This window comes from Streptomyces sp. NEAU-YJ-81, assembly GCF_017592595.1.
GTDB classification, from domain to species: domain Bacteria; phylum Actinomycetota; class Actinomycetes; order Streptomycetales; family Streptomycetaceae; genus Streptomyces; species Streptomyces hygroscopicus_B.
The window spans coordinates 206,591-232,697 of the sequence record NZ_JAGFNO010000009.1 but is presented as its reverse complement, the minus strand read 5'-3'; the positions used below and the strand labels follow the sequence as shown (position 1 = coordinate 232,697).

18 protein-coding genes are annotated in these 26,107 nt (G+C 72.6%); 12 read left to right on the top strand and 6 right to left on the bottom strand.

From position 1 onward, the window contains the following. The first annotated feature begins 16 nt into the window (after window positions 1-16). The gene (locus J5X86_RS22035) at window positions 17-796 is read left to right on the top strand and encodes an ABC transporter ATP-binding protein (RefSeq protein WP_208518460.1); all 780 of its coding nucleotides are present in this window, start codon (window positions 17-19) and stop codon (window positions 794-796) included. A gap of 212 nt (window positions 797-1,008) precedes the next feature. Continuing rightward, complete coding sequence (locus J5X86_RS22030) at window positions 1,009-1,761, top strand: ABC transporter permease (protein ID WP_014055694.1); 753 nt, start codon at window positions 1,009-1,011, stop codon at window positions 1,759-1,761. Between the two features lie 40 nt (window positions 1,762-1,801). Here the strand turns inward: J5X86_RS22030 and J5X86_RS22025 are convergent, their stop codons facing one another. Next, window positions 1,802-2,557, bottom strand: coding sequence for a hypothetical protein (locus tag J5X86_RS22025; RefSeq protein WP_208518459.1), 756 nt, complete (start codon window positions 2,555-2,557; stop codon window positions 1,802-1,804). Between the two features lie 276 nt (window positions 2,558-2,833). Here J5X86_RS22025 and ggt point away from each other — a divergent pair, with 276 nt between their 5' ends. Next, window positions 2,834-4,615 (top strand): gamma-glutamyltransferase, encoded by a 1,782-nt coding sequence (gene ggt / locus J5X86_RS22020; RefSeq protein ID WP_208518533.1) that lies wholly within the window; start codon window positions 2,834-2,836, stop codon window positions 4,613-4,615. Window positions 4,616-4,714: 99 nt separating this feature from the next. Here the strand turns inward: ggt and J5X86_RS22015 are convergent, their stop codons facing one another. The 3 genes from J5X86_RS22015 to J5X86_RS22005 form a co-directional block, all read right to left on the bottom strand. Next, window positions 4,715-5,272 carry an isochorismatase family protein gene (locus tag J5X86_RS22015; RefSeq protein WP_208518458.1) on the bottom strand — a complete coding sequence of 186 codons (558 nt, stop codon included), beginning with the start codon at window positions 5,270-5,272 and terminating at the stop codon, window positions 4,715-4,717. Between the two features lie 72 nt (window positions 5,273-5,344). After that, entirely contained in the window at window positions 5,345-6,802 is a 1,458-nt protein-coding gene (locus J5X86_RS22010) for an MFS transporter (RefSeq protein ID WP_208518457.1), read from the bottom strand. After that, window positions 6,799-7,296, bottom strand: coding sequence for a MarR family winged helix-turn-helix transcriptional regulator (locus J5X86_RS22005; protein ID WP_208518456.1), 498 nt, complete (start codon window positions 7,294-7,296; stop codon window positions 6,799-6,801). Before J5X86_RS22005 ends, J5X86_RS22010 begins: the two co-directional genes overlap by 4 nt. Window positions 7,297-7,454: 158 nt before the next feature. Between J5X86_RS22005 and J5X86_RS22000 the strand changes: the two genes are divergently transcribed. The 9 genes from J5X86_RS22000 (at window position 7,455) to J5X86_RS21960 (ending at window position 20,534) form a co-directional block, all read left to right on the top strand. Next, window positions 7,455-9,509 carry a hypothetical protein gene (locus J5X86_RS22000; RefSeq protein ID WP_208518455.1) on the top strand — a complete coding sequence of 685 codons (2,055 nt, stop codon included), beginning with the start codon at window positions 7,455-7,457 and terminating at the stop codon, window positions 9,507-9,509. Between the two features lie 780 nt (window positions 9,510-10,289). After that, complete coding sequence (locus tag J5X86_RS21995) at window positions 10,290-11,132, top strand: nitrilase-related carbon-nitrogen hydrolase (protein WP_208518454.1); 843 nt, start codon at window positions 10,290-10,292, stop codon at window positions 11,130-11,132. A gap of 35 nt (window positions 11,133-11,167) precedes the next feature. Continuing rightward, on the top strand, window positions 11,168-12,523 hold the full coding sequence (locus tag J5X86_RS21990) for an aspartate aminotransferase family protein (protein WP_208518532.1): 1,356 nt from the start codon (window positions 11,168-11,170) through the stop codon (window positions 12,521-12,523). Beyond that, complete coding sequence (gene hydA, locus J5X86_RS21985; RefSeq protein ID WP_208518531.1) at window positions 12,520-13,923, top strand: dihydropyrimidinase; 1,404 nt, start codon at window positions 12,520-12,522, stop codon at window positions 13,921-13,923. Before J5X86_RS21990 ends, hydA begins: the two co-directional genes overlap by 4 nt. Window positions 13,924-13,937: 14 nt before the next feature. Then, entirely contained in the window at window positions 13,938-14,939 is a 1,002-nt protein-coding gene (locus J5X86_RS21980) for a TIGR03842 family LLM class F420-dependent oxidoreductase (RefSeq protein ID WP_208518453.1), read from the top strand. 294 nt (window positions 14,940-15,233) lie between these two features. Next, the gene (locus J5X86_RS21975) at window positions 15,234-16,271 is read left to right on the top strand and encodes a methyltransferase (protein WP_208518452.1); all 1,038 of its coding nucleotides are present in this window, start codon (window positions 15,234-15,236) and stop codon (window positions 16,269-16,271) included. Window positions 16,272-16,373: 102 nt separating this feature from the next. Beyond that, a complete protein-coding gene (locus J5X86_RS21970; RefSeq protein WP_208518451.1) occupies window positions 16,374-17,864 on the top strand; it encodes an MFS transporter in 1,491 nt (496 codons plus the stop codon). A gap of 384 nt (window positions 17,865-18,248) precedes the next feature. After that, window positions 18,249-19,076 carry an inositol monophosphatase family protein gene (locus J5X86_RS21965; protein WP_208518450.1) on the top strand — a complete coding sequence of 276 codons (828 nt, stop codon included), beginning with the start codon at window positions 18,249-18,251 and terminating at the stop codon, window positions 19,074-19,076. A 45-nt stretch (window positions 19,077-19,121) separates the two neighbouring features. Beyond that, window positions 19,122-20,534 (top strand): NAD(P)/FAD-dependent oxidoreductase, encoded by a 1,413-nt coding sequence (locus tag J5X86_RS21960; protein WP_208518449.1) that lies wholly within the window; start codon window positions 19,122-19,124, stop codon window positions 20,532-20,534. 58 nt (window positions 20,535-20,592) lie between these two features. Here J5X86_RS21960 and hemC read toward each other — a convergent pair whose 3' ends face one another. Next, window positions 20,593-21,525, bottom strand: a complete 933-nt coding sequence (hemC, locus tag J5X86_RS21955) for a hydroxymethylbilane synthase (protein WP_208518448.1) — start codon at window positions 21,523-21,525, stop codon at window positions 20,593-20,595. A gap of 30 nt (window positions 21,526-21,555) precedes the next feature. Next, window positions 21,556-26,103: an SAV_2336 N-terminal domain-related protein gene (locus J5X86_RS21950; protein WP_243981107.1), complete on the bottom strand. Its 4,548-nt coding sequence runs from the start codon at window positions 26,101-26,103 to the stop codon at window positions 21,556-21,558. Window positions 26,104-26,107 lie beyond the last annotated feature (4 nt).

The window sequence follows — 26,107 nt, the reverse complement described above, 5'->3', positions numbered from 1 at the left end:
TGCTCTGATCGTGGGCATGTCCTCATCCGTCATCCGCGTTCGCGGCCTCACCCGGACGTTCTCGCTGGGCAGCGGCCCCGTGCACGCCGTCCGCGGCATCGATCTGACCGTCGGCCGCGGCGAGATCCTCGGCTTCCTGGGCCCCAACGGAGCCGGTAAGACCACGACCCTGCGCATGCTCACCACCCTGCTGCCGCCCAGCGGAGGCGAGGCGGAGATCGCCGGGCGCGATCTGCTCCGCGATCCGGCGGGCGTGCGGCGGCGGATCGGCTATGTGGCCCAGTCGGGCGGCCTGGACCCCGCGTGTTCCGTACGCGAGGAACTGGTCACCCAGGGCCGGCTGCATCTGATGTCCCGGGGCGCGGCGGCCGGGCGCGCCGATGAACTCGCCGGTGAGCTCGGCCTGTCGGGGCTCATGGACCGCCCGACCGCCGCCCTGTCCGGCGGTCAGCGCCGTCGGGTGGAGATCGCGCTGGGCCTGGTCAACCGGCCCGAGGTGCTCTTCCTCGACGAGCCCACCACCGGTCTCGACCCCGGCAGCCGGGCCGAGCTGTGGGACCTGGTGCGGCGCGTCCGCGCCGAGCACGGCACCACGGTCTTCCTCACCACCCACTATCTGGACGAGGCCGATGCGCTCGCCGACCGGATCGTGGTCCTGGACGCCGGGCGGATCGTCGCCGAGGGCACCTCCGCCGAGCTCAAGAGCCGCTATGCGGGCGATCCGGCCGCCAGTCTCCAGGACGCCTTCCTCGCCATCACCGGCCGGTCCACGGCCGAGCGACCCCTCGCCATCTAAGGGGTGTCCGGCGGCTCTTGCCGCCTGCGGCGGGCTGTTCCCCTCCCCGCCCCTTCCCACAACTGGGGCTCCGCCCCAGGCCCCAGACCCCAGGCCCCAGACCCCAGGCCCCGGGGTTCAGGGGCGAAGACCCTGCCATGCGGCTCCGCCGCATGGTCCGCCGGACACCCCGTAGTGCCGGCCACGACATCCGACGCACCCAAGGGCCCCTTATGACTCTTCTCGCCCATACCGGCATCGTCTTCGGCCGTTGTCTGCGCTCGACGCTCCGCTCGAAGACCAATCTCTTCTTCGGGATGCTGCAGCCGCTGCTCCTGCTCGCCCTCTTCGGCCCGCTGCTGACCGGACTCGACATGGGCGTCAGCGGATCGTCCTGGCAGACGCTGGTCCCCGGCGTACTCGTCCAGCTCGCCCTGCTCGGCGGGTCGTACGTCGGACTCGGACTGCTGATGGACCGCAACCTCGGCGTTCTGGACCGGATGCGGGTCACCCCGGTCAGCCCGCTGGCGCTGCTGCTCGGCCGCACCCTGCGCGATGTCGTCCAGCTCGTGGCCCAGTCGGTGCTGCTGGTGCTGCTCGGTCTGGCCTTCGGGCTGCGTGCCCCGCTCCCCGGTGTGCTGATCGGCCTGCTGTTCGTGGCCGTTCTCGCGGCGGCGCTGTCCGCGCTCTCCTACGGGCTGGCCATGAACGTCCGTACGTCCCCGGAGTTCGCCGCCATCGCCAACACGGCGGCCATGCCGCTGATGCTGCTGTCCGGCCTGCTGCTGCCGATGGCCCTGGCCCCCGGATGGCTGGAGGGCGCCTCGCGCGCCGTGCCGTTCCGCTACACGGTCGACGCGGTGCGCCAGGTGTTCCTGGGGCACTACGCCAACACCACGGTCGCCGTCGGGGCGGCCGTCACCCTGGCCCTGGCGGCGCTGTGTCTGATGGGCGGGGCACGCCTGTTCGGCCGGGTCCGCGGCTGAGCCAGTCGTCCTTGGCCGACTCAGTCGCCCTTGGCTGGGCTCAGTCGTCCTTCGCGGCCGCCTTCGCGGCGGCGCGGGGGCCCGCCGGAGTGGTCGCCGGCTTGGTCACATCCGCGACCAGCTCCACCAGATCCGGGCCGTACGCCTGGGAGTTGACCACCTTCAACAGCAGACAGAAGGAGCCCTGTGCGCCGTACTTCCGGGCCAGCCGGGCGCGGTTGCGGACGAGATGGCGGACGGCGGCGCGATGGGTGACCGGACGCTGACCTGCCGCCAGGAAGACCGGCCGGCTGTCGTCGCCCGCCGTCAGCCGGGCCAGCAGCACATACTCGACCGTGCCCGGCTCCGGGCGGTAGTGCGTACCGGCGATGGTGAACATCCCCCGGTCCGTGCCGGAGTCGTCCCCCGGGTGCACGGTGACGCCCGGCAGTAGATTGGTCATATGGGCGGCGAGCCTGCGGTGCGCGGTCGGATCGCCGACGCAGAATTCGGTGCGCGCGCCGAAGCCCTGCAGCCCCGTGTCATGCGGGGCGACCTCGGTATGCGCCCCGCAGTTCTCCACGATCGCCGCGAGACCGAGCAGCGCGAGTGCGTCATGGCGGGGGATGCTCCAGTGGGCCGAGGTGCTGTCCCGGTGGGTGACCAGCACGCACTCCGAACCGTCCGGCAGACCGAAGAAGCGCTGCTCGCGGGCGCGCTTGCGGCGCCCGAACGCCGAGTGCACGGCCCAGCCGGCAGCCAGGCCCACGATCAGGGCCGCCGCGGAGGCGATCAGGTCCTGCAGGGTGTCTGTCATGGCCGCGCATCGTAGCGTCCGATCGGGTACGCGTTCGAGCGTACGGGTGAACGAAGGCGGGAACGGACACATGTACGAATGGCGGGACGGATCGGCGATCTACCCCTGTCGTGGGCATGAGGCTCGCGGGTAGGCTCCGCTCCCTGTCGTTTCGCTTGGAGGTCACGGATGGGGCACGCCGCACGACCAGCCGCATCGTCAACCACGTCCACCACTCGCGCCTCCGCCGCGGCGGTCGTCCGGCGGAGGCTGCCCGCGCTGGCGGCCGCGGCCGGAATGGTCGCGGTGCTGGGCGTCGTCCCGGCCGGTGCCGCGGGGCAGGAGCAGGACGACACCGCGAAGCCGGCTCCCGCGAAGACGCCCGTGGCCGTCGGCTACGGCGGCGCGGTCTCCAGCGTGGACGCCGACGCCTCGGCGGCCGGGATCGACGTGCTGCGGCACGGGGGCAACGCGGTGGACGCGGCGGTCGCGACCGCCGCCGCGCTCGGGGTCACCGAGCCGTACTCGGCGGGTGTTGGCGGCGGTGGTTACTTCGTCTACTACAACGCCAAGCGGCACAAGGTCTCCACCCTCGACGGCCGCGAGACCGCGCCCCGCAGCGCGGACCAGAAGCTCTTCCTCGGCAAGGACGGCAAACCGCTGCCGTTCGCCGACGCCGTCACCAGCGGGCTGAGCGTCGGCACCCCCGGCACCCCCGCCACCTGGAACGACGCCCTGAAGGACTGGGGCACCCGTTCGCTGGGGCAGGTGCTCAGGCCCGCCGAGCGGCTGGCCCGCGACGGGTTCACCGTCGACAGCACGTTCCGGCAGCAGACCGCCGACAACCAGGCCCGCTTCAAGGACTTCCCGGCCACCGCCAAGCTTTTCCTGCCCGGCGGCGAGCTCCCGAAGGTCGGCTCGACCTTCCGCAACCCCGACCTCGCCCGTACGTACGCGCTGCTGGCCAAGAAGGGCGTCGGCGCCGTCTACAAGGGAGAGCTGGGCCGCGACATCGTCGACACCGTGCGCAAGCCGCCCGTCGACCCGAAGGCGCAGCGCGTCGTGCGCGCGGGCGATCTGACGGCCGAGGATCTGCGGGCCTACGGAACGAAGCGGCAGGCCCCGACCCGGACCGCCTACCGCGGTCTGGACGTGTACGGCATGGCGCCCTCGTCCTCCGGCGGGACCAGCGTCGCCGAGGCGCTCAACATCCTGGAGAAGACCGACGTCTCCAAGCTCAGCGACCTCGAGTATCTGCACCGCTATATCGAGGCCAGCCGGATCGCCTTCGCCGACCGGGGCCGCTGGGTCGGCGACCCCGCCGCCGAGGACGTCCCCACCAAGGGGCTCACCTCGCAGCGGTTCGCCGACTCCCGGGCCTGCCTGATCAAAGACGACGCGGTGCTCAAGAGCCCCGTACCGCCCGGCGACCCGAACAGCCCGTCCGCGCCCGGCTCCTGCGACACCCGCGGCCACGCCGCCCCGACCACATACGAGGGCGAGAACACCACGCATCTCACGGTCGCCGACAAGTGGGGCAATGTCGTGGCCTACACCCTCACCATCGAGCAGACCGGCGGCAGCGGGATCACCGTCCCCGGCCGTGGCTTCCTGCTCAACAACGAGCTGACCGACTTCTCCTTCGCGCCCGCCGACCCCGCCGTCCACGACCCGAACCTGCCGGGCCCGGGGAAGCGGCCGCGCTCGTCCATGTCGCCGACGATCGTGCTGGACGGCCACAAGCCGGTGCTGGCGCTGGGCTCCCCGGGCGGGGCGACCATCATCACCACCGTGCTGCAGACCCTGCTGAACCATCTCGACAGGGGCATGCCGCTGGTCGACGCGATCGCCGCACCGCGCGCCAGCCAGCGCAACGCCGCCCAGACGGAGCTGGAACCGGGGCTGTGGAACGGCCCCGAGCGCGCCAAGCTGGAGGCGCTCGGCCACTCCTTCAAGCAGAACCCCGAGATCGGGGCGGCGACCGGTGTGCAGCGGCTGTCCGGCGGACGGTGGCTGGCGGCGGCCGAGACGGAACGGCGGGGCGGCGGCTCGGCGATGGTGGTCAGCCCGAAGCGCTGATCTGACGCGGCGGGTCGGCGGGCTCTGGTGCGATCCAGGAGCCCGCCGACCCAAGCTCCGCGGCTTCTCAGGCCAGCAACTTCTCAGCCCGGCGGCTTCTCAGTCCAGCAGGCCGATGATCGCGTCGGCGGAGTCGGTCTCCCCGAGCCGGGGGAAGATCTTCTCGACGCTGTTGCGGTGCGCCTCGGCGTCCATGTCGGTCATGGCGTCGGTCGCCAGGGTCACGTGGTACCCGTGCGCGTACGCGCCACGGGCCGTGGACTCCACGCCGATGCTGGTGGCGATGCCGCCGAGCACCACCTGGGTCACCCCGCGGCGGCGGAGCTGGAGGTCGAGGTCGGTGCCGTGGAAGGCGCCCCAGGTGTGCTTGGTGACCACGACGTCGCCGTCCTCGTGGCCGAGTTCCGGCACGAGGTCGGCGAAGTCGGCCGGGAACTGCCCGCCTCCGCCGCCCCCCTGCGCCTCGGTGCGGCCCGGCGCCCCGGCCACGACCCGGACGAGGACGACCGGCAGTCCGCGCTTGCGGAACGCGGCGGCCAGCCGGGCGCCGCGCTCGATGACCTCGGCGGTGGGGTGGACGGTGGGCAGTCCGGTGATGCCCTTCTGGAGGTCGACGAGGACCAGGGCGGTGTTCGGGTCGAGCGTGGTGGCGGGCATGGTGCCTCCTGGGGTGGGTCTGTGCGTGTGTGCGTCTGTGGGTCTATGGGGCGTAGGGGGAAAGGGGGATGGTCAGGTACGGGCGCGGGCGCGCAGCGCCCGGTCGGTGGCGGTCAGCAGTAGCACCGCGAGGCTGAGCGCACCCGCCACCATGGCGATGCCGTGCAGCCCGGCGGCGGTCGCCCGCTGTCCGTAGAAGAGCCCGATCAGCCCGGCGGCGGTGATCGCGCCGAGGTACTGCGAGGTGCGCTGCAGCCCGGCCGCCGCGCCGACGCTCTCGCGCGGGGCCTGGGTGTAGACGGCGGCCTGGTTGCCGGTCGAGGACAGCCCCTGCGGCAGCCCGAAGAGGACCGCGGCCAGCAGCAGCGCGAGAAGTGGGGTGGACTCGTCGGCGAGCAGCAGCACTCCGCTCCCCGCGGCGAGCAGGACGGCCGCGAGGACGAGCGGTGCGTAGATGCCCTTCGTACGGGCGCCGAGCAGTGAGCACACGGCGGCCGCGCCCGACATGGGCAGCATGATCAGTCCGGCCCGGGAGGCGGAGTAGCCGTGCCCCTCCTCCAGCCACTGCGCATATCCGTACATGACCATGTAGATGACCAGGTACGCCGTGCCGTGGCGGAGGTAGGTGAGGGCGAGGGAGCGGTTGCGGCCGATCATCCGCAGATCGATGAAGGGGCGGGGGCGGCGCAACTGCCACCAGGTGAGGGCCGCCGCGAGGACCAGGACGACGGGCAGCAGTGCCCAGTTGGGCCGCTCCAGGTCCATCAGGAAGATCATGAGGGTGGTGAGGGTGCCGGTGAACAGCGCGATCCCGAGCGGATCGAAGGCCGCGCCCGCCGTCCGTGCCCCGGCGTCCTCGCCGTCCGCGCTCGCCATACGGGTCCTGGGGAGCCAGAGCAGTGCGAGGCCGATGCCGATGAGGGCCAGCGGCACATTGACCGCGAAGATCGCCCGCCATCCGGCCGTCGCGGTGAGCACCCCGCCCAGCACCGGCCCGACCGCCGCGCTGCCGAGCGCGGCGAGCGAGAGCCGGCCGAGAACGGGGCGCGGTGTCTCGCGTCCGGTGGCGACGGACTGGGCGCGCAGCAGCGCCATCGCCGCGGGATACGCCGCGGATGTACCGATGCCGAGCAGCACCCGCGAGGCGATCAGCCAGCCGAACGCGGGCGCGAGCGCGCCCACGAGCCCTGCGGCGCACACCACAAGCAGCCCGCAGAGGAAGATTCGGCGCGGCCCGAGCAGATCGGCGAGCCGGCCCATCGCGGGCTGCGCCACGGCGCTGGCGAGGTAGAGGGAGGCGACCAGCCAGGCGGTCTGGGCGGCGCCGACGCCGAAGTCATGGCCGATGGCCACCAGTCCGGTGGCGATCATCGTGGAGTTGACGGGGTTGAGGACCGAGCCGATGAGCAGCGGGGCCATCAGCCGGGGGCCGAAGGGGGCGGCGGTGTCGGCGGGGTTGCCCAGGACCGGGTTCGCGGCCCCTGTCCCGGCCGCCGGGGGTACGGCGGGCTTGCCCGCGGTGTCGGTCATTCCTGGACCAGCCGCTTGAGGAGATCGGTGGCCTCGGCGAGGGTGCGGCGCTCATCGGTGTCGAGACGGGTGTCGATCGCGTCGAGCAGCCAACTCTGCTTGGCCTGCCGTACGGAGGTGATCGCCTCCCGCCCCCGCTCGGTGATCGAGAAGACCACCTGCCGCCCGTCGGTGGGATGCGGGGCCCGCTCCACCAGCGTCTGCTCCTCCAGCGCGGCCAGGATCATGCGCATCGACTGCGGCCGGACCAGCTCGGCGCGGGCCAGCGCGGCGGTGGTGGTCGGCCCCTCGGTGTAGAGCCGGCTGATGACCGCGCGCTGGGAGGGGGTGAGCGCCCCCTGCGAGGAGGCCGCCCGCATACGGCGCATTAGCTGGCTGACGACCGCGGCGAGGTCGACGGCGATGCGCTCCTCGGCCCGCGGGCCGGTCTCTGGCCGGGGCTCGGTCTCTGGCCGAAGGGCGGGCTCGGTGGGCGGGTGATCAGGCGTGGCCATGCCCTCACCCTAGGAGTTCGACAGACAAACTTGCAAGTTTGCCTGTCGTGTGCGGAGCAGGAAAAGTGCTCGTAGCGCAGCCGTAACCGATGCCGTAACACGCAGGGTGTCGAATGCGTGGCCTTGGGCCGTGCACCGTCCGAGGGGGAGGGGAGGCCATGGCGAGCGGGCAACTCCCGGCCGAGGTCGAGGAGTTCGCGAGATATCTGCGGGCGCTGACGAGGCGGCTGGACGCGGGGACGGGCTGGTACGGCGTCTTCGCCCTGCGCGACCCCGAGGGGCTGCGGGCCTGTCTCGACGGCCTCGAGGTGCCGCCGTGGGACGTCGTCCAATCCCTGCTGCAGGACCTCTCCACCCAGCGCGGCATCGGGACCGCCCAGGAGGCGGCGGCCCGCGCGGCGACCCTCTACCGTGCCTCGGTCGCGGCCCACGACGCCGGACCCGGCAGCCGCGAGGCGCTCCGGGACCGCCTGGACGGCATGCTCCGCGAACAGCGGAACGCCGACCGTCGCGAACGCGACCTCCAGGCGGCGTTGTCCGCCGCCGAGGCCGCGGCCGACCGGGAACGCCTCGGCGCGGAGCTGGCCTGGGCCCACGACGACTGGCGTCGCGCGACGGCCCGCGCCGAAGAACTCCACGCCCGCCTCACCGCCCTCGGGTCCCACCCCTCCCATCCACCGGCCCCGGAGCCCGGACCTCCCGCCGCGCCGACGGGCCCCACCCCAACCGCATCCGCCCCGGCGCCCTGGCCGACGGCCCTGGCGGAGCCCACGCCGACCGCGCCTGCCCCGGCGCCCCGGCCGTTGGCCCCGACGAGGCCCACGCCGCCGGGTACCTCCGTGGGTGCCCCCTCGTCTGCTGTCGGTTCGGGCCCGGACGCGTCTTTCGAGCCCCTGGCGCAGGGCCTGGGGCCCACGCCGACAACATCCGCCCTGGCGCCCCGGCCCTCGGCCCCGACGGCGGGGGCCACGCCGCCGGGCACCTCCGTGGGTGTCTCCGCGTCTGGTGGGGGTTCGGGCGCGGACGCGTCTTTCGATCCGCCCGTGGAGGGCTTGCGGCCCGCGTCGACAGCGTCCGCCCTGCCGCCCTGGTCGGCGGCCCCCACGGCGGGGGCGACGCCACCGGGTACCGCCGTGGGTGCCCCCGAGCCTGCTGCGGGTTCCGCGCGACCTGGGCCGCGTGGGGCGCGGTTTGCCGGGGTGGAGGAGATGGGCGCGGCGCCCGGGCCATCGGTCTCGGAGGCTGGGGTCCGGGCTGCCTCGGAGGCCACGCCGCCGGATACTCCCACGGGTGCCCCCGCGTTCGGTGGGGGTTCGGGTGCGGATGCGGCTTTCGCAGCCCCCGCGCAGGGCCGGGAGCCCATGCCGCCTGCGCCTGCCGTTGCCTCCCCTCGGCCGCGCGGGGCGCGGTTCGCTGGGGTCGAGGAGGTGGGCACGGCGCCGAGACCTCGCGGGGCGCGGTTTGCCGGGGCCGGAGGCGGGGGCACGGCGGCCCCGCCGCCGTCCTCGCCTGCCCCGCCCTTGGCGGAGAGCGGGAGTGAAGTCCCCACGACCCCGCGCGGTGCTCGGTTCGCCGGGGCGTACGACGGCGAGGGCGTCGGCAAACGCCGTAGGCGGGACAAGGCGGCGGACGATGGGCGGCGGCTTGCCCGGGAGGCGGCGGAGCGTGCCGCCGCGCGACGTGCCGCTCAGGAGGCCGTCGCACGGCTCGGCCGACTCCGGGCGGCGGGCCGATCCGGCGAGGCCCATGTCGTGCTGTGCGAGACCGCCGCCTGGCCCGCCCCACAGTTGCCCGTCCTCGCGGAGGAGCTGGAGCGCGCCGGACTCGGGGCCGATGTGTCCACGCTGCTGTGGGAGATGGCGTGTCTGCCGCCCGCACGGCTTGCCGCAGCCGCCGAAGCGCTGGTCGCGGCGGACCGTGAGGCCGACGGCGAGCGGCTGTTACGGCAGAGCGTCTCGCGCCCCGTGCCCGAGGTGGCCCACACCACCCAGGCGCTCCTCGCGGCGGGCGCCCCTCACAGGGCGGCGTTTCTGCTGGAGGCGCTGGTACGGGCCCGTACGCCGGAGGAGGTGGCGCGGGCGGCGGCAGAGGACCCCGCCACGCTGGTGCCCCTGCTGCTCGATGCTGCCGCCGGTGTGTCCTCCAGCAGTCACCACGATCTCGCCCATGCGCTGCGCGCCGCGGGGCTGCCGGGCGTACCCGGTCTGGCGTGAGCCTGAGCTCCGGGTGGCGCTCGTGGTTGGATGCGGCGCCGTTTCGCGCCTTCGGCGCATTTGAGCAGCGGCGGCGGTGGTGGGGGGCGCGGCACCGCTGCCGGGCGCCGGGCCGGTGGGTGTGGGCCCCGGTGGCGGCCTCCCTGGCCGACGGCTGGGGTCGGCGCCGGACAGCCGAGAGGGGGTTGGGGTACCCCTCCTGAAAACGTTTGACAAATTAGTTGCTTCAGATCAAGCGTTTCTTTGGGGGGTACCCAGAGGGGCCGTTAGCCCGGATGGGTCTCAACTCCGGATCACGAGAGCCGCCCCCCGGGTCCGCCAACCGGCCCGGCGGCCTGTGGCCGATTCCCCGGAGGCGCCCCCGCCTCGGGCGGTCCGGCATCGGCCCGAGCTTCCGGGTGCAGATGCCGCCACCGGCAGTCGCCCCACCGGCCCGGCGGTCGGCGGCGCGGCTGGCGGCTGACCTCCCGGAGGTGCCCCGCCTTCGGCAGTCCGGCGTCTGCCTCAGCTCCCGGGCGTAGGTGCCGCCACCGGCGCTCGCACCAACCGGCCCGGCGCCCGGCGGCGGCGCCGCGCCCCCCGCTCCCGCCGCCGCTGCTCATTTGCGCCGAAGGCGCGAGACGAAACCCGCGCCCATCCGCTCCCCCCGCAACCCGATAAAACAGGAAACGTGATCGTCTTCGTTGAGTAACGGCGGCGGTATTGCCAGAGTGGTCAGTGCGCTCTTACGTTCTTCAAAGCCGGATTCTACGTGCGTAGACATAGGTTGAGGAGCTGATCATGGCCAACCTCGTACGTGCCGCTCTCGTCCAGGCCACCTGGACCGGCGATACCGAATCGATGATCGCGAAGCATGAGGAGTACGCCCGGCAGGCGGCCGCGCAGGGCGCCAAGGTGATTGGCTTCCAGGAGGTTTTCAACGCGCCGTACTTCTGCCAAGTGCAGGAGGCGGAGCACTATCGGTGGGCGGAGCCGGTGCCGGATGGGCCGACCGTGCAGCGGATGCGGGAGCTGGCGCGGGAGACCGGCATGGTGATCGTGGTGCCGGTCTTCGAGGTCGAGCAGTCGGGCTTCTACTACAACACCGCAGCCGTGATCGACGCGGACGGCAGCTATCTGGGCAAGTACCGCAAGCACCACATCCCGCAGGTCAAGGGGTTCTGGGAGAAGTACTACTTCAAGCCGGGGAACGTGGGCTGGCCGGTGTTCGACACCGCCGTGGGCAGGGTCGGGGTGTACATCTGCTACGACCGCCACTTCCCCGAGGGCTGGCGTGCGCTGGGCCTGGCCGGGGCGCAACTCGTCTACAACCCCTCGGCCACCTCCCGTGGGCTGTCGGCCTACCTCTGGCAGCTCGAACAGCCCGCCGCGGCCGTCGCCAATGAGTACTTCATCGCCGCGATCAACCGCGTCGGCACCGAGGAGTACGGCGACAACGACTTCTACGGCACCAGCTACTTCGTCGATCCGCGCGGCCAGTTCGTCGGCGACGTGGCCAGTGACAAGGAGGAGGAGCTGATCGTCCGCGATCTCGACTTCGGCCTGATCGACGAGGTCCGGCAGCAGTGGGCGTTCTACCGCGACCGGCGCCCCGACGCCTACGAGGGGCTGGTGAAGCCATGAGCAGCAGCAGCGATGCCGTGAGCAGCAGCGATGCCATGAGTGGCAGCAGCAGCGCCACGAGCAGCGGCGATGCCAACCGCGGCACCCACGCGGCCCTGCACACCCGGCACCAAGCCGTGCTCCCCGACTGGCTCGCCGTCTACTACCAGCGCCCCATCGAGATCACCCACGGCGAGGGCCGCCATGTCTGGGACGCCGAGGGCAACCGCTACCTCGACTTCTTCGGCGGCATCCTCACCACCATGACCGCGCACGCCCTCCCCGAGGTCACCAAGGCCATCAGCGAGCAGGCGGGCCGGATCCTGCACACCTCCACGCTCTACCTCGACCGGCCCATGGTCGACCTCGCCGAGCGGGTCGCCACCCTGTCCGGTATCCCGGACGCGCGGGTCTTCTTCACCACCTCCGGCACCGAGGCCAATGACACGGCCCTGCTGCTCGCCACCACCTACCGCCGCTCCAACCAGATCCTGGCGATGCGCAACAGCTACCACGGCCGCTCCTTCTCGGCCGTCGGCATCACCGGCAACCGCGGCTGGTCGCCGACCAGCCTGTCCCCGCTGCAGACGCTGTACGTGCATGGCGGGGTGCGCACCCGGGGGCCGTTCGCCGGGCTGTCCGACGGGGAGTTCATCAAGGCGTGCGTCGCCGATCTCGAGGACGTCCTCGGCCAGGCGCACGGGAATGTCGCCGCGCTGATCGCCGAGCCGGTCCAGGGCGTCGGCGGTTTCACCTCGCCGCCCGACGGGCTGTTCGCCGCCTTCCGCGAGGTGCTCGACCGGCACGGCATCCTGTGGATCACCGATGAGGTGCAGACGGGCTGGGGCCGCACCGGCGACCACTTCTGGGGCTGGCAGGCACACGACCGCTCCGGGCCGCCCGACGTCCTCACCTTCGCCAAGGGCATCGGCAACGGCATGTCGATCGGCGGTGTCGTCGCCCGCGCCGAGGTCATGAACTGCCTGGGCGCCAACTCCATCTCCACCTTCGGCGGCAGCCCCATCACGATGGCCGCCGGTCTGGCCAACCTCACCCATCTGGTCGAACACGATCTGCAGGGCAACGCCCGCCGGGTCGGCGGGCTGCTGATCGAGCGGCTGCGCGCGGCCTGCGCCGGTCTGGACACCGTGCGCGAGGTCCGCGGCCGGGGGCTGATGATCGGCATCGAGCTGGTCGAGCCGGGCACCGGCGACCCGTACCCCGAGGGCGCGTCCGCCGTTCTGGAGGCCGCCCGGGAGGGCGGGCTGCTCATCGGCAAGGGCGGCGGGCACAACAGCAGCGTGCTGCGGATCGCCCCGCCGCTCAGTCTCACCGTCGCCGAGGCCGAGGAGGGCGCGGAGATCCTCGAGGCCGCCCTCAAGACCACCCGGTCCGCAAGGAGCGTGAGCTGATGTCCCGTACCGTGATCCGCGGCGGGCTGGTCGTCACCGCCGCCGAGGAGACCTTGGCCGATGTGCTGATCGAGGACGGGAAGGTCGCCGCCCTCGCCTCGTCCGGCAGCGCGTACGCCCAGGGCTGGACGGCCGACCGTGCGATCGACGCCACCGGCAAGTACGTCATCCCGGGCGGGGTCGACGGGCACACCCATATGGAGATGCCGTTCGGCGGCACCTACGCCGCCGACACCTTCGAGACCGGCACCCGGGCGGCGGCCTGGGGCGGCACCACCACCATCGTGGACTTCGCCATCCAGACGGTGGGCCACGCCCTGCGCGAGGGGCTGGACGCCTGGCACCTCAAGGCGCGGGGCAACTGCGCCATCGACTACGGCTTCCACATGATCCTCTCCGATGTGAACGAGAGCGCGCTCAAGGAGATGGATCTCCTGGTGGGGGAGGGCGTGACCAGCTTCAAGCTGTTCATGGCCTACCCGGGGGTCTTCTACAGCGACGACGGGCAGATCCTGCGGGCCATGCAGCGCGCCTCCGCCAACGCCGGGCTGATCATGATGCACGCCGAGAACGGCATCGCCATCGACGTCCTGGTGGAACAGGCCCTGGCCGAGGGCAGGACCGACCCCCGCTACCACGGTGAGGTCCGCAAGGCGCTGCTGGAGTCGGAGGCGACCCATCGCGCCATCCAGCTCGCCCGGGTGGCCGGCGCCCCGCTGTATGTCGTCCATGTGTCGGCCCAAGAGGCCCTCGCGGAGCTGACGCAGGCACGTGACCTGGGGCTTCCGGTCTTCGGCGAAACCTGTCCGCAGTATCTGTTCCTGTCCACGGACAACCTCGCGGAACCGGACTTCGAGGGCGCCAAGTACGTCTGCTCCACACCGCTTCGGCCCGTCGAGCACCAGGCCGCGCTGTGGCGGGGGCTGCGGACCAACGACCTCCAGGTGGTCTCCACCGACCACTGCCCGTTCTGCTTCACCGGGCAGAAGGAGCTGGGCCGGGGCGACTTCTCCAAGATCCCCAACGGTATGCCGGGGGTGGAGCACCGGATGGATCTGCTCCATCAGGCCGTGGTGGACGGCCATATCTCCCGCCGCCGCTGGATCGAGATCGCCTGCGCCACCCCGGCCAGGATGTTCGGCCTCTACCCGCGGAAGGGCACCATCGCTCCCGGGACCGACGCCGACATCGTCGTCTACGATCCGGGGGCCCAGCAGACCCTGTCCGCCGAGACCCACCACATGGACGTCGACTACTCGGCGTACGAGGGCAAGCGGATCACCGGGCAGGTCGAGACCGTGCTGTCGCGCGGTGTCCCCGTCATCGACCGGCGGGAGTACACCGGGCGTGCCGGGCACGGCCAGTTCCTCATCCGCGACACCTGTCAGTACCTCGGCTGAGCCAGGGAGCGAGCATGGATTTCGGACTCGTCCTGCAGACCGATCCGCCCGCCTCGGCCGTCGTCGAGCTGATGCGCCGCGCCGAGCGCAACGGCTTCGGCTACGGCTGGACCTTCGACTCCGCCGTGCTGTGGCAGGAGCCGTTCGTCATCTACAGCCAGATCCTGGCCCGGACCGAGCGGCTGATCGTCGGCCCCATGGTCACCAATCCGGGCACCCGCACCTGGGAGGTGACCGCCTCCACCTTCGCCACCCTCAACGAGATGTACGGCAACCGCACCGTCTGCGGTATCGGCCGCGGTGACTCCGCGCTGCGGGTGGCCGGGCGCAAGCCCAACACCCTCGCCCGCCTCGGCGAGGCCATCGACGCCATCCGCGATCTGGCGGAGGGCAGGGAGGCCGTCGTGGACGGCAGCCCGATGCGCATCCCCTGGATCGAGGACAGCAGGCTGCCGGTGTGGATGGCGGCGTACGGCCCCAAGGCGCTCGCGCTGGCCGGGCAGAAGGCCGACGGGTTCATCCTGCAGCTCGCCGACCCCTTCCTGACGGAGTGGATGGTCAAGGCGGTGCGCACCGCCGCCGCCGAGGCCGGGCGCGATCCGGACGCGGTCACCATCTGCGTCGCCGCCCCCGCGTATGTCGGCGACGACCTGGCCTACGCCCGTGAGCAGTGCCGCTGGTTCGGCGGCATGGTCGGCAACCATGTGGCCGACCTGGTCTCCCGTTACGGCGAGCACTCCGGCGCCGTGCCCGAGTCCCTGACCGTGTACATCAAGGAGCGGCAGGGGTACGACTACGCACACCACGGCCGCAGCGGCAATCCGGACACGGCCTTCGTCCCCGATGAGATCGTCGACCGGTTCTGCCTGCTCGGCCCGGTCGAGGCGCATATCGAGAAGCTGGAGCGGCTGCGCGCCCTGGGGGTCGACCAGTTCGCCGTCTACGCGATGCATGACGCGAAGGAGCGCACGCTCGACGCGTACGGCGAGCGGGTCATCCCCGCGCTCACGGGCTGACCGCTCAGCCGCGCATCCGCATCCGTACGCCCGCGCACCGCGCGTCCGCCGGCCGGCCGACCACCGGCCGGCACCCGGGCCTCCCGGGATCATTCGCCGTACCCTTCTCGCGGTTCCGGCCTCCCAGCCCGGCAAAGGCCCTTTTCTCAAGGAAGGGTTAATTCCGTTTTTGCGGCCCGGAGAACAAAAGACACTCCCGTCCCCTGAAACCTTCGAACATGGCTACAATCACCTCGGGTTTTGTGCTCTGATATGCCGTCGGCTGAACGACTCCTTGCCAGAGAAGGGTTGGGCATGACGCAAACCGAGGTACCGATAGAAGTGGAGCTCAGAGGGCTCTACAAGGCCCACTATCGGTTTCAGTTCCTGAGCGCGGGATTCCAGTTGGGGCTCTTCGCACTGGTGGAGAAGGAGCCCGGCCTGGCCGTACGGAAGATCGCCGCACGGCTGGACCTCAAGGAGCAGCCCACCCGCATCCTCCTTCTCGGTTGTACGGTATTCGGGCTTTTGCGCAAGGACGGCGAGGGTTACCACACCACCCCGCTCTCGAAGCCGCTGACCGCGAACTTCGACGAGTCGCCCGCTTCCAACATTCCCTGGGAACAACACGGCATCTACCGGGCGATGGCCTGGTTCTGTGAATCCCTCAAGGAAGACACCAACATCGGACTGCGGCGGGAAATCCCGGGAACGGCGCCCACTCTCTACGGGCGGCTCGCCGAAAATCCCGAGCTGGAGAGCACATTCCACACCATGATGTCGTCGGTGAGCAGGCTCGTGGGCGCCGAGCTGGGGGAGAGGCTGGACCTCTCGGGGTGCGGCCACCTCCTGGACATCGGCGGCGGAACGGCCATCAACGCCGCCAGCCTCGCCGCCCGCTGGCCGGACCTGCGCATCACCATCGCCGATCTGCCCTCCGTGGCGACCGCCGCCAACGAGAAGATCGAGAAGCTCGGGCTGGCCGACCGGGTGCGGGCGGTGAGCCTCGACGCCTTCCACGACGAGTTCCCGACCGGCTGCGACGGAGTGCTCTTCGCTCACTTCCTGGAGATCTGGTCCCCCGAGCGGATCCAGGAACTGCTCGCCAAGGCCGCCCGCGCCCTCCCTCCCGGCGGCGGGATCTATGTGGTCACCCCGCGCCAGGACGACGACGGCACCGGACCCGAGCGGGCGGCGATGCTGTCCGCCTACTTCCACACCATCGCCTCCGGCGAGGGCATGGTCTACACGGGCGCCGAGTACGAGCGGTGGTTCCGCGCCGTGGGCCTCGAGCCCACCGGGCGGCTGCCCCTCGGCGCGGACACCGTCGTGATCACCGGCCGCAAGGCATAGTCCGGAACCAGGCGAGGCACCCCCGGCGGGCGGACCCTTTGATGCGGAGGTCGCAGCGGTCCGTGCGCCGGGGCATGACCCGCCCCGATCAGGAGGCGAACCATGGCCGGCGCCACGAGCCAAGCCACCCCGGGCGACGCGGACGGCGAGGGAGACGGCCCGCCGCCGCACCACCGCCACAAGTGGCTGATCCTGGGGATCTGCTGCATCAGCCTGTTCATGGTGGGCCTCGACACCACCATCGTGAATCTCGCCCTGCCGTCCATCCAGGACGATCTGGACGCCTCGCCCTCGGGGCTGCAGTGGACGGTGGACTCCTACACCGTGGTGCTCGCCAGTCTGCTGATGCTCTCCGGCTCCATGGCCGACCGGTTCGGCAGGCGCCGGACCTTCCAGACCGGGCTGCTGCTGTTCAGCCTGGGGTCGCTGCTGTGCGGGCTCGCCACCGACACCGGTTCGCTCATCGCCTTCCGGATGGTGCAGGCCATGGGCGGCGCCATGCTCAACCCCGTCGCGGTCTCGATCATCGCCAACACCTTCACCGACCTCAAGGAGCGGGCCAGGGCGATCGGGCTGTGGGGTGCGGTCGCGGGGGTGAGCATCGCGCTGGGGCCCGTCGTCGGCGGTGCGCTGGTGGACTCGACCGGCTGGCAGGCCGTCTTCTGGGTCAACCTCCCGGTCGCCGCCCTCGCCCTCGTCCTCACCGCGCTCTTCGTCCCCGAGTCCAAGGCCCCGCGGCCGCGCAGGCTCGATCCGGTGGGGCAGCTCCTGGTGATCGTGCTGTTGGCGACGCTCACGTTCGGCATCATCGAGGGCCCGGTCAGGGGCTGGGGCTCGGCACAGATCGTCGGCTGCTTCACCGTCGCGGCCGTTGCCGCCGCCACCCTCATCCGGTATGAACTCCGCCGCGCCGAACCGCTGCTGGACGTCCGCTTCTTCCGCAGCCCCTCCTTCAGCGGCGCCATCGCCTCGGCGGTGTGCGGTTTCGCCGCGCTCGCCGGGTTCCTCTTCCTCAACGCCCTGTATCTGCAGGACGTACGGGACTTCTCCCCGCTGCACACCGGACTGCTCACGCTGCCGATGGCGGCCATGACGCTGGTCTCCTCACCGCTCGCGGGCCGTATCGTCGGCGCCCGCGGCCCACGTATCCCCATGGTGATCGCCGGGGCCGGTACGGCGGGATGCGGACTGCTGCTGACCCAGGTGGGCGCGGACACCCCGATCTGGTACCTCGTGATCGCCTATGTGGCGTTCGGCATCGGCTTCGGCATGCTCGACGCCCCGCTCACCTACTCGGCCGTGTCCGGGATGCCGCGCTCCCAGGCCGGGGTGGCCGCCGCGGTCACCTCCACCGGCCGCCAGGTGGGGGCGGCCCTCGGCGTCGCCGTCCTCGGCTCGGTCTCCACCGCCCGGGTGCACGGCCCCTTCGCCTCCGGCTTCCCCGAGGCCAGCCATCTGGGCTGGGCGATCATGACGGGCTGCGGTCTCGCCATCGTGACCTTGGGCCTGCTCACCACCGGCGCCCGGGCCCGCGGCCCGGCGGAGCCCAGCCCCGACCCGGCCGCCGGCCGCCCCGCCCAGCGCGTGCGCTGACCCCTGCCCGGCCCCGCGCCCGTTCCTGTGCCGCCCCCTGGCGGGCGACGGGGCGTCCGCCCCCGGGCGCGCGCTGGCATGCTCGCTCCCGGGCTCCTGGCGCGTGGCGGGGCACTCGTTCCGGTGCCCGGCAGCGTGCTCGTTCCCGGGCCCGGGGCGCCCCGCACCGCGCCTGTTCCTGCGCCGCTCCTGGCGGGCGGCGGCGTGCTCGTTCCCGCGCCCGCGCCCGCGGCACCCGGCACCGCGCCCGTTGCCGTATATCGACGGGGTAATTCGTGATGCCGGTCGAAAAGGGATTTGCGGCGGTCGCTCCCTTCACCTCGATGACACCGTCTGGCAGCCGGTATGCCACCTGCCGTCGCTGAGACATGATTCGATGAACGCATGATCGATGAATTTCTCGCCGGTGATCTCGGCGCGGTGGAGGAGGCGATCCGCACGGCGGTCGCCGACGAGGTCATGCCGCGCTACCGGCAGCTCGCCGCCCACGAGATCGTGGAGAAGAAGGGCCCGCACGACCTGGTGACCATCGCCGACCGGCAGGCCGAGGAGCATCTGACCGACGCCCTCACCAAGCTGCTGCCCGGCTCCGTGGTGGTGGGCGAGGAGGCGGTGCACGCCGACCCGGCCGTGCTCACCGCCCTGGGCGGCGACGCGCCCGTATGGATCGTCGACCCGGTCGACGGCACCCGGCAGTTCGTCCACGGCGACCCCGGCTTCGCGACGCTGGTCACCCTCGCGCACCGCGAAGAGCTCCTCGCGTCCTGGACCTACGCCCCGGTGCTCGACCAGATGGCCATCGCCCGCCGCGGCGGGGGCGCCCTGCTGAACGGCGAGCCGATCCACTGCGGCTCCCCGGAGCCCGGCGCGGTCCTCCACGTGGCCGTCTCGCACTACGACTTCACCACCGACGCGGAGAAGCGCGCCCTGTCGGGCCTGCAGACGCCGGGAGTTGAGGTGCGTCCCTGCGGTTCGGCCGGCCTGGAGTATCTGAACGTGGCCCGGGGGCTGCTCGACGCCGTCGCCTTCACCTGGGAGAACGCCTGGGACCACGCCGCCGGTCTGCTGCTGGTCGGCGAGGCGGGCGGGGCGCATGCCACGCTCGGCCGCGAGCCGTTCCGGATCACCGGGGGCAATGCCCTTCCTTTCACGGCGGCCAGGGACGAGGCGGCCGTTGCGCATATCCTGGGCTTGCTGGCCGCCGCCGGCTGATCGTTCCACTGATTCCTCAAGGACGAGGGGGCCGAGGTGCCGTCCATGCTCGACGCGGTCGTTGTGGGAGCCGGGCCGAACGGGCTGACCGCGGCCGTCGAACTCGCCCGCCGCGGCTGTGCGGTGGAGATCTTCGAGGCCGCGGACACCATCGGCGGGGGCTCCCGCACCGAAGAGCTGACCCTCCCCGGTTTCCGGCACGACCCCTGCTCCGCCGTGCACCCCCTCGCCATCGGCTCCCCGGCCTTCGACCGGATGCCGCTCGCCCGGCACGGCCTGGAGTGGCTCCACCCCGAGCTGCCGCTGGCCCACCCCTTCCCGGACGGCACGGCCGCGGTGCTGGCCCGCTCGGTCGGCGAGACCGCCAGGTCGCTCGGTCCGCGGGACGCCGGTACCTACCGTCGGCTGATCGCGCCCTACCTGGGCAAATGGGCCACCCTCGCCCCCGATCTGCTGCGCACCCCCTGGGACGGGGTGCCCCGCGACCCGATCACCTGGGCCCGCTTCGGGCTGCACGCGCTGCAGCCGGTCTCGCTGCTCGCCGGGCCGCTCCGCTTCCGCGACGAGAAGGCGCGCGCCCTGTTCACCGGGCTGGCCGGGCACACCATCGCGCCGACCAGCGCGCTGGTCACCAGCGGACCCGCCCTGATCTTCGCCGTCGCGGCCCATGAGGTCGGCTGGCCGATTCCGCGCGGCGGCTCCCAGTCGATCGTGGACGCGCTGGGGGCGTATCTGCGGGAGAACGGCGGGACGATCCACGTCTCCACCGAGGTCAAGCGGCTCGACGAGCTGCCGCCCGCCCGCGCGTACATCTTCGACACCTCGCCGCGCGCCCTGGCCCGTATCGCCGGTCTCGGCAACGCCTACCGCCACTACCGCTACGGGGCCAGTGCCTTCAAAATCGACTACGCGCTGTCCGGCCCGGTGCCGTGGACCGCGCCCGAGGCCCGGCGCGCGGGCACCGTCCACGTCGGCCCCACCTCGGGCGAGATCGGCGCGGCGCTACGGGCCGCCGTCGACGGGCGCGACCCCTCCGTCCCGTTTCTGATCACCTCTCAGCCGACCCTTCTCGACCCCTCCCGGGCCCCGGAGGGCAAGCACACCTTCTGGGCGTACGGCCATGTGCCCAGCGGGTGGAAGGGCGACGCCACGGAGGTGATCGAGCGTCAGATCGAGCGCTTCGCGCCCGGTTTCCGCGATCTGGTTCTGGCCCGCGCGGTGGCCGGACCGCCCGAACTCGCCGCGCGCAACGCCAACTACATCGACGGCGACATCGCCTGCGGCGCCTTCGAGGGCATCCAGGCGGTCATACGGCCCAAGCTCGCCCGCGTCCCGTACGCCACCGCCCACCCGGCGGTCTTCCTGTGCTCCTCCGCCACCCCACCGGGGCCCGGCGTCCACGGCATGTCGGGGCACCACGCGGCGCGGGCGGTGTGGCGGAGGCTGCGGGCGAGGTAAGGCCCGGACGGAGACAGGGCCAGCCGGAGGTAGGGCCCGGACGGCGCCGGGAGCTGCGTCAGTGCGGGATCGTGTCGATGACCTCGCGGGCGCCCTGCCGCAGCAGCGCCACCGCGACCGACGTGCCCAGGGTGGCCGGGTCCAGCGGGCCCGCCCACTCGTGGGCGTCCAGCACCGTCTTGCCGTCCGGGCTGAAGACCCGGGCGCGCAGCGAGAGCCGCCCGTCCCGCTCGGCCTTGGCGTATCCCGCGATGGGGGAGTTGCAGTGCCCCTGCAGCACATGCAGCAGCATCCGCTCCGCGGTGGTTTCCTTCCAGACGTCGGCGTCGCCGAGCCCGGCCACGGCCTCGATCGTCTCGGTGTCGTCCTCGCGGCACTGCAGCCCCAGCACCCCGGCCCCGATGGGCGGGCACATGGTGTCCACCGGCAGGATCTCGCTGATCCGGTCCGTACGGCCGATCCGCTCCAGCCCCGAGACGGCCAGCATCAGCGCGTCGCACTCGCCCGCGTCCAGCTTCTCCAGCCGGCGGTTGGCGTTGCCGCGCATCGGCACGCATTCCAGCTCCGGATGGGTGATGGCGAGCTGGGCGACGCGCCGGACCGAGGAGGTGCCGATCCGGGCTCCCGCGGGCATCTCGTCGAGGGTCAGCCCCTCGGGGTGGATCACGGCGTCGCGGATGTCGTCCCGCTTGAGGTAGGCCGCGAAGACCGTGCCCGCGGGCAGCGGACGGTCGGCGGGCACGTCCTTGATGCAGTGCACCGCGAGGTCCGCCTCGCCAGCCAGCAGCGCGGCGTCCACCTCCTTGGTGAACGCCCCCTTCCCGCCCAGCTTCGACAGATCGCCCATCCACCGGTCGCCGGAGGTGGTGACCGGCACGACCTCCGTACGGATACCGGGTCGCAGCGCGGCCAGCTCGGTGCGGACCCGTTCGACCTGGGCGAGGGCCATGGGGGAGGAGCGCGAGACGATGCGGATCAAATCGGCGGACATGGCGTAGAGGATAGGCCCTCGGGGCGGGCGCTATGTTCCGGCCCCGGGGAACCCCTCCGCGACCAGCGCCGCGATATCGAGGTAGGCGTCGAGGGTCCTGGGCGCCAGTTGCTCGAGGTCGATATCCCTCCCAGCGGCCACATGGTCGTCGTACGGCACGACGACCACGCCGCGGCACCGGGCCCGGAACTCCGTGACCGGGTCTTCTCTCGGGTCGGGCTGGGACGTCTCGTGTGATGTGCTGATCACAGTGATGGCGTTTCGTGCCAGCTCCGCGTGGCCGTCCTCGGCCAGCCGGTCCAGGATCGTGCGCGCGCTGCTCGTGAGTTCCGCGGACGGGGTGGTGACGATGATGAGCTGGTCGGCGAGGTCGATCACGCCCCGCATGCTGGTGTCGGACGTGCCGGTGTCCGAGTCGGCGAGAATGATCGAGTAGTGCCTGCTCAGCGCCCCGATGACGCGGCGGTACTCCTCGTTGGCGACCGAGACTCGCGGGGTTCCAAGCCTCCTTAGGTCATAGTCCCCCGCGAGGATCTCGAGTCCGGACGGCTTCTGTGTGGTGAATCGCTCCAGGGACGCATGGTCGTCGGGGAGCGGATCGCTGTGCGCCAGATCACGGATGGTCGCCCTGGTCTCGTGCCGAACGCGGAGGGTGAGACCCCGGCCGCCGGGAATCGCGTCGACCGCGAGGACGTGCTCCTCGCGCTCGCTCGCGAAGATGGCGCCGAGCGCGAGGGTCGTGGCGGTCCGCCCGACCCCGATCGGGTGGCTGATCACCGCGATGCGGTGGCAGACCGTCAGGTCCCTCAGGATCAACTCCCGTTTCCGCTGCCGCCGGGCACTTCTGCCGAATCCGGCGTTCCGGAGAATGGCCGTCAGACGGCTGGGGCGCGCGGCGCGGGCGGGCGGGGTCTCGGGCTGTTCCGGAAGCGGCACCTGAGGGCCGGGGACGGACGTGTCCGGCGGCGAGTCGTCGGGGAGTTGGGCGTCCGTCGACTCGAGCTCGTACAGCGTCTCGTGGCCGAACGTCGGCATGGTCGTCAGGCACTGGACGAAGACGTCCGCCACCCGCCCCGCCGACGGTCGGCTGCCCGGCCGGTCGTCCAGACAGGCGGAGATGGTCGAGAGCAGTTGGGGGTTGCGCCACAGGTCCATGGTGCGGATGAGGTCACCCGTCGGCTGTGCGTCGCTCAGGTCGCGGAGGATCTGGCCCAGGGCGTGGACGCTGTCCGCGGCGGTGGGAGCTCCCGGGAGGCGGCCGCCGATGCTCGCGTCGGTCCAGCCGATCAGCTTCACCGTGCTGTCGGTGACGAGCACGGTGTCCGCCGTGAGCGGCCCGGGAACGACGCCCTTGAGCGAGCACATGTTCACCGCCTCGGCGATGCGGAGGCCGATGGTGGCGGCGCGCAGGGCGTCCAACAAGGGGGAGCCGTCGGGCCTCCGGCCCAGGAGCGAGGACAGCGGCGGTGCCGGTGATCCGTCGGAGAGCTGGACGCATTCCACTGCGAGCCACGGAGAGTCGGAAGAGGAGGCGTCGGCGAGGAGCCGGGGGGCGTAGTGCCCGGCCATCCGCCGCAGCGCCTCCGCCTCGGCCCACAGTCGCCGCCCGATGCCCTGGGCGGTGCCGCCGGGGGCGACGCGTATCACCACATCGTTCGACGCGCCCGGCCGACGGGCCAGATAGACGCCGAACCCCCGACTGCCGCCCAGCCTGCGGTGGGCCCGATACCCGTCGACCGACGGCAGGCCGCTCTCCGGGTCCGTACGGGATGCGCGAGCGGAGCCGGGCGGCGCCGACAGTGGCGGTGTCGCGGACAGATCCGCACCGCACGCGCCGCAGTAGCGGTCGTTCGGTTCCAGCGGATTGCCGCACAGCGCGCAGACGGTGGGTTCCCCGGGGCGGGGCCGGGGTCGATGGGCGAGGGCTTTCGACGGCCCGGCCTCCGGCTGGAAGTGCGTGAGAAACTCCCAGACCTCGTGCGCGGTGTGGCCGTAGGGCCTCTCCCGGCACGACATCACCAGGGTGCGGAGCGGCTCCCAGGCGGCACTGCTCCAGCGCGACATGAAATAGAGCCCCGGGGCGGGCCGACGTGTCGGCGCCCCGCCGCCGAGGCTCAGCAGGATGTCGCCCAGCGCCCTGACGTTGTCCTCGGGGGTCGGCGGGCGGTCGCCGCCGAGTGCCGGGGAGGGCACACCGTCGATGGAGGCCGATGACCAGCCGGTCAGGAGGATGTCCGCCCCGGCGACATGCACGGTGCTGATGGTGAGGTCACCGTGCACTACTCCCGCGTCCTCGGACAGCCGTACCGCGTCCGCGACTTGGCGGGCGAGCGCGAGGGCGGTGTGCCCGTCCCACCGCCCGGGGTCGGTACGGAGGGCCTCGTCCAGCCGGTCGTCCCATCGCTCGGCGTAGCCGCGGAGGACGTAGTCCAGCCGTTCCCCGATGAAGGCTTCCTCCGCGAGCCACGGAACGTCGTCGCCCAGCCCCGTGCGCAGCAGACGGCGGGAGTAGCGCCCGTCCATCCGGCGCAGTGCCTCCGCCTCCACGCCCAGCAGGTCGGCGGCCTGCTGTCCGCGCAGATGGCGGGCGATCTGGACGACGGCCCGCGTACCGTACGCGTCCTGGCCCAGATAGGGGATCACGCGCGCTCCCGGCGGCCCGGCCATCGTCAGCCGGTACGGGCCGAGCGTGCGCGGATCACCGGGTTCCGGGCGGCGCCACTCCTGCGCCGCCGTGGCGGTCGCGAACGCCGACGACAGCGACGATGCCCCCAGCCGGGTCGCCAGCCGTCGCTCCACCGCGCTGAAGGGCCGGGCGCCGGGCGGGAGCCGGTCGGTGCCGCGCGCGTCGGCCAGCCAGGCCGGGAAGTCGGGGGAACGGCCCGCCAGTTGCTCAAGACGACGGCCGATCAGCTTGCTGGTCGCGATCAGTTCGGGCAGCGGCACCGCGCCCAGCAGCGCTCGCTGCGCCGCGTCGGCGAAGGTGAAGGGCCGGTGTTCGGGCGGCAGCGGGTCCGGTCCCGCCGAGGCGGGCGGTTCGACGGGGTGCATCAGGCCGCCCAGGAACACCTCGGCAAGACGTCCGGTGTCGGTCCGGCCGTCCACCGCCTTCTGCACCATCCGCATCACCGGCACCGGCAGCGGGGCCACGGCGGCCAGATGGGCCGCCAGCCGGTACGCCTCCGGGGAGGCCGCGTCGCGGAAGCGCTGGACGCGTCTCAGCTCATCGGCCGGGGTCGGGGAGGCAGCCGGGCCGGGGGCGGCGGCCGGGCCGGGGCGGGGGCCGCCGCGCCCCGGGTCCAGCAGCGGCAGGACGGCCGTACCGCTCGCGGAGGCGATCAGCCGGGCCCAGTCGGCCAGCGGCCCGGCCTCCGGTTCCAGCACCGGCACCGGCACCCCCTCGAAACGCGCCAGGGCGGCGGGCAGCACCGGATCCGCGACCGTCCAGTCCGTATTGGCCGAGCCCGGTCTGCGGGTCCGCACCTGCCAGCGCCGCGCCCGGATCCCGGAGCCCTCCCACAACCGGGGCGGCAGCGCGTGCACCACCGCCGTGGGGCCGACCCCCGCCCAGCGCGCCAGCACCTGGCCCATCCGACCGTCGCGCCACGCGCCTCCCACCCCGTCGCTCACCACGAGCACCAGCGTGTGCCCGGAGGGGTCCGAGAGCGCCGTCGTGGGGAGCCTGGGCGCGTCCGGGGCGTAGGGCCGGGCGCGCAGCGCGGGGGCGCCGGCGCCGCGCGTGTGCAGCCCGAGGACGCGTACGACGCGGAACGCGCCCGAGCGCTGCAGCACCGTGCGCAGTTCGACGGCGAGCCGCCGCCACAGCAGCATCGACATCCCGTCGTCGATGACGAGCGCGAGATCGAGCCAGCGTTCGCGGGCGGGGCGGGTCACCACGTCCGGCAGACCGGTCTCGGCGAGCGCGGTGGCGGTGGCGGCCTCGTCGAACTCCCGCTTGAGCGGATTGGGGCGGTGCTGTTTCAGCGGGCGCAGGGCACGGCCGATGGACAGCTCCTGGCGCAGCGCCTTGTCCTCGGGCACGCGCAGCGGCAGTGCGCGCCGCGCGTCGGCCGCCCCTTCCGTATCGGGGCCCTGGCTATCGGGGCCCTGGCTTCCGCCGTACAGGCCGCGCAGCCGCTGATCGCCACGGGGGCGGGGCCGGGGCTGGTCCGGCGGGTCGTCCGGGCGCCCCTTCGCGGGGGCGGACGGCTGGGCGCCGGGGCCGTCGGCCTCGGGGGTACGGGCGGGGGCGGTCGGCTCGGAGGCCGGCTGGGCGGACGCGGCCGGGGAGGCCGTGGCGGGGGGACGGGCGGTCTCGGGGCGCGTGGCGGGCAGCGCCGTCCCGCCACTTGTCACCGCGCGGGCCAGGGGCGCCCACTCCACGCCGTCCTCGGGCAGCCGGCCGGCCAGCCAGAGCGCGTCGAGCAGTTCCTCCCTGGACAGTTCGAGACCGCTGGAGGCGAGGACCACCATCGCCTCGTCGAGCCGTCCCAACCGCTCGGTGCCGCCCTGCCCGGCGCCGCCCTGTCCTGCGCAGTCCTGCCCGGCGCCGCCCCGCCCAGCGTCACCCCCGCCCATGCGC

Excerpts from the sequence above, each read along its gene's own strand:
- J5X86_RS22035 (WP_208518460.1), top strand. The coding sequence starts at position 17 with ATGTCCTCATCCGTCATCCGCGTTCGCGGCCTCACCCGGACGTTCTCG.
- J5X86_RS22030 (WP_014055694.1), top strand. The coding sequence starts at position 1,009 with ATGACTCTTCTCGCCCATACCGGCATCGTCTTCGGCCGTTGTCTGCGC.
- J5X86_RS22025 (WP_208518459.1), bottom strand. The coding sequence starts at position 2,557 with ATGACAGACACCCTGCAGGACCTGATCGCCTCCGCGGCGGCCCTGATC.
- ggt (WP_208518533.1), top strand. The coding sequence starts at position 2,834 with ATGGTCGCGGTGCTGGGCGTCGTCCCGGCCGGTGCCGCGGGGCAGGAG.
- J5X86_RS22015 (WP_208518458.1), bottom strand. The coding sequence starts at position 5,272 with ATGCCCGCCACCACGCTCGACCCGAACACCGCCCTGGTCCTCGTCGAC.
- J5X86_RS22010 (WP_208518457.1), bottom strand. The coding sequence starts at position 6,802 with ATGACCGACACCGCGGGCAAGCCCGCCGTACCCCCGGCGGCCGGGACA.
- J5X86_RS22005 (WP_208518456.1), bottom strand. The coding sequence starts at position 7,296 with ATGGCCACGCCTGATCACCCGCCCACCGAGCCCGCCCTTCGGCCAGAG.
- J5X86_RS22000 (WP_208518455.1), top strand. The coding sequence starts at position 7,455 with ATGGCGAGCGGGCAACTCCCGGCCGAGGTCGAGGAGTTCGCGAGATAT.
- J5X86_RS21995 (WP_208518454.1), top strand. The coding sequence starts at position 10,290 with ATGGCCAACCTCGTACGTGCCGCTCTCGTCCAGGCCACCTGGACCGGC.
- J5X86_RS21990 (WP_208518532.1), top strand. The coding sequence starts at position 11,168 with ATGAGTGGCAGCAGCAGCGCCACGAGCAGCGGCGATGCCAACCGCGGC.
- J5X86_RS21980 (WP_208518453.1), top strand. The coding sequence starts at position 13,938 with ATGGATTTCGGACTCGTCCTGCAGACCGATCCGCCCGCCTCGGCCGTC.
- J5X86_RS21975 (WP_208518452.1), top strand. The coding sequence starts at position 15,234 with ATGACGCAAACCGAGGTACCGATAGAAGTGGAGCTCAGAGGGCTCTAC.
- J5X86_RS21970 (WP_208518451.1), top strand. The coding sequence starts at position 16,374 with ATGGCCGGCGCCACGAGCCAAGCCACCCCGGGCGACGCGGACGGCGAG.
- J5X86_RS21965 (WP_208518450.1), top strand. The coding sequence starts at position 18,249 with ATGATCGATGAATTTCTCGCCGGTGATCTCGGCGCGGTGGAGGAGGCG.
- J5X86_RS21960 (WP_208518449.1), top strand. The coding sequence starts at position 19,122 with ATGCTCGACGCGGTCGTTGTGGGAGCCGGGCCGAACGGGCTGACCGCG.
- hemC (WP_208518448.1), bottom strand. The coding sequence starts at position 21,525 with ATGTCCGCCGATTTGATCCGCATCGTCTCGCGCTCCTCCCCCATGGCC.
- J5X86_RS21950 (WP_243981107.1), bottom strand. The coding sequence starts at position 26,103 with ATGGGCGGGGGTGACGCTGGGCGGGGCGGCGCCGGGCAGGACTGCGCA.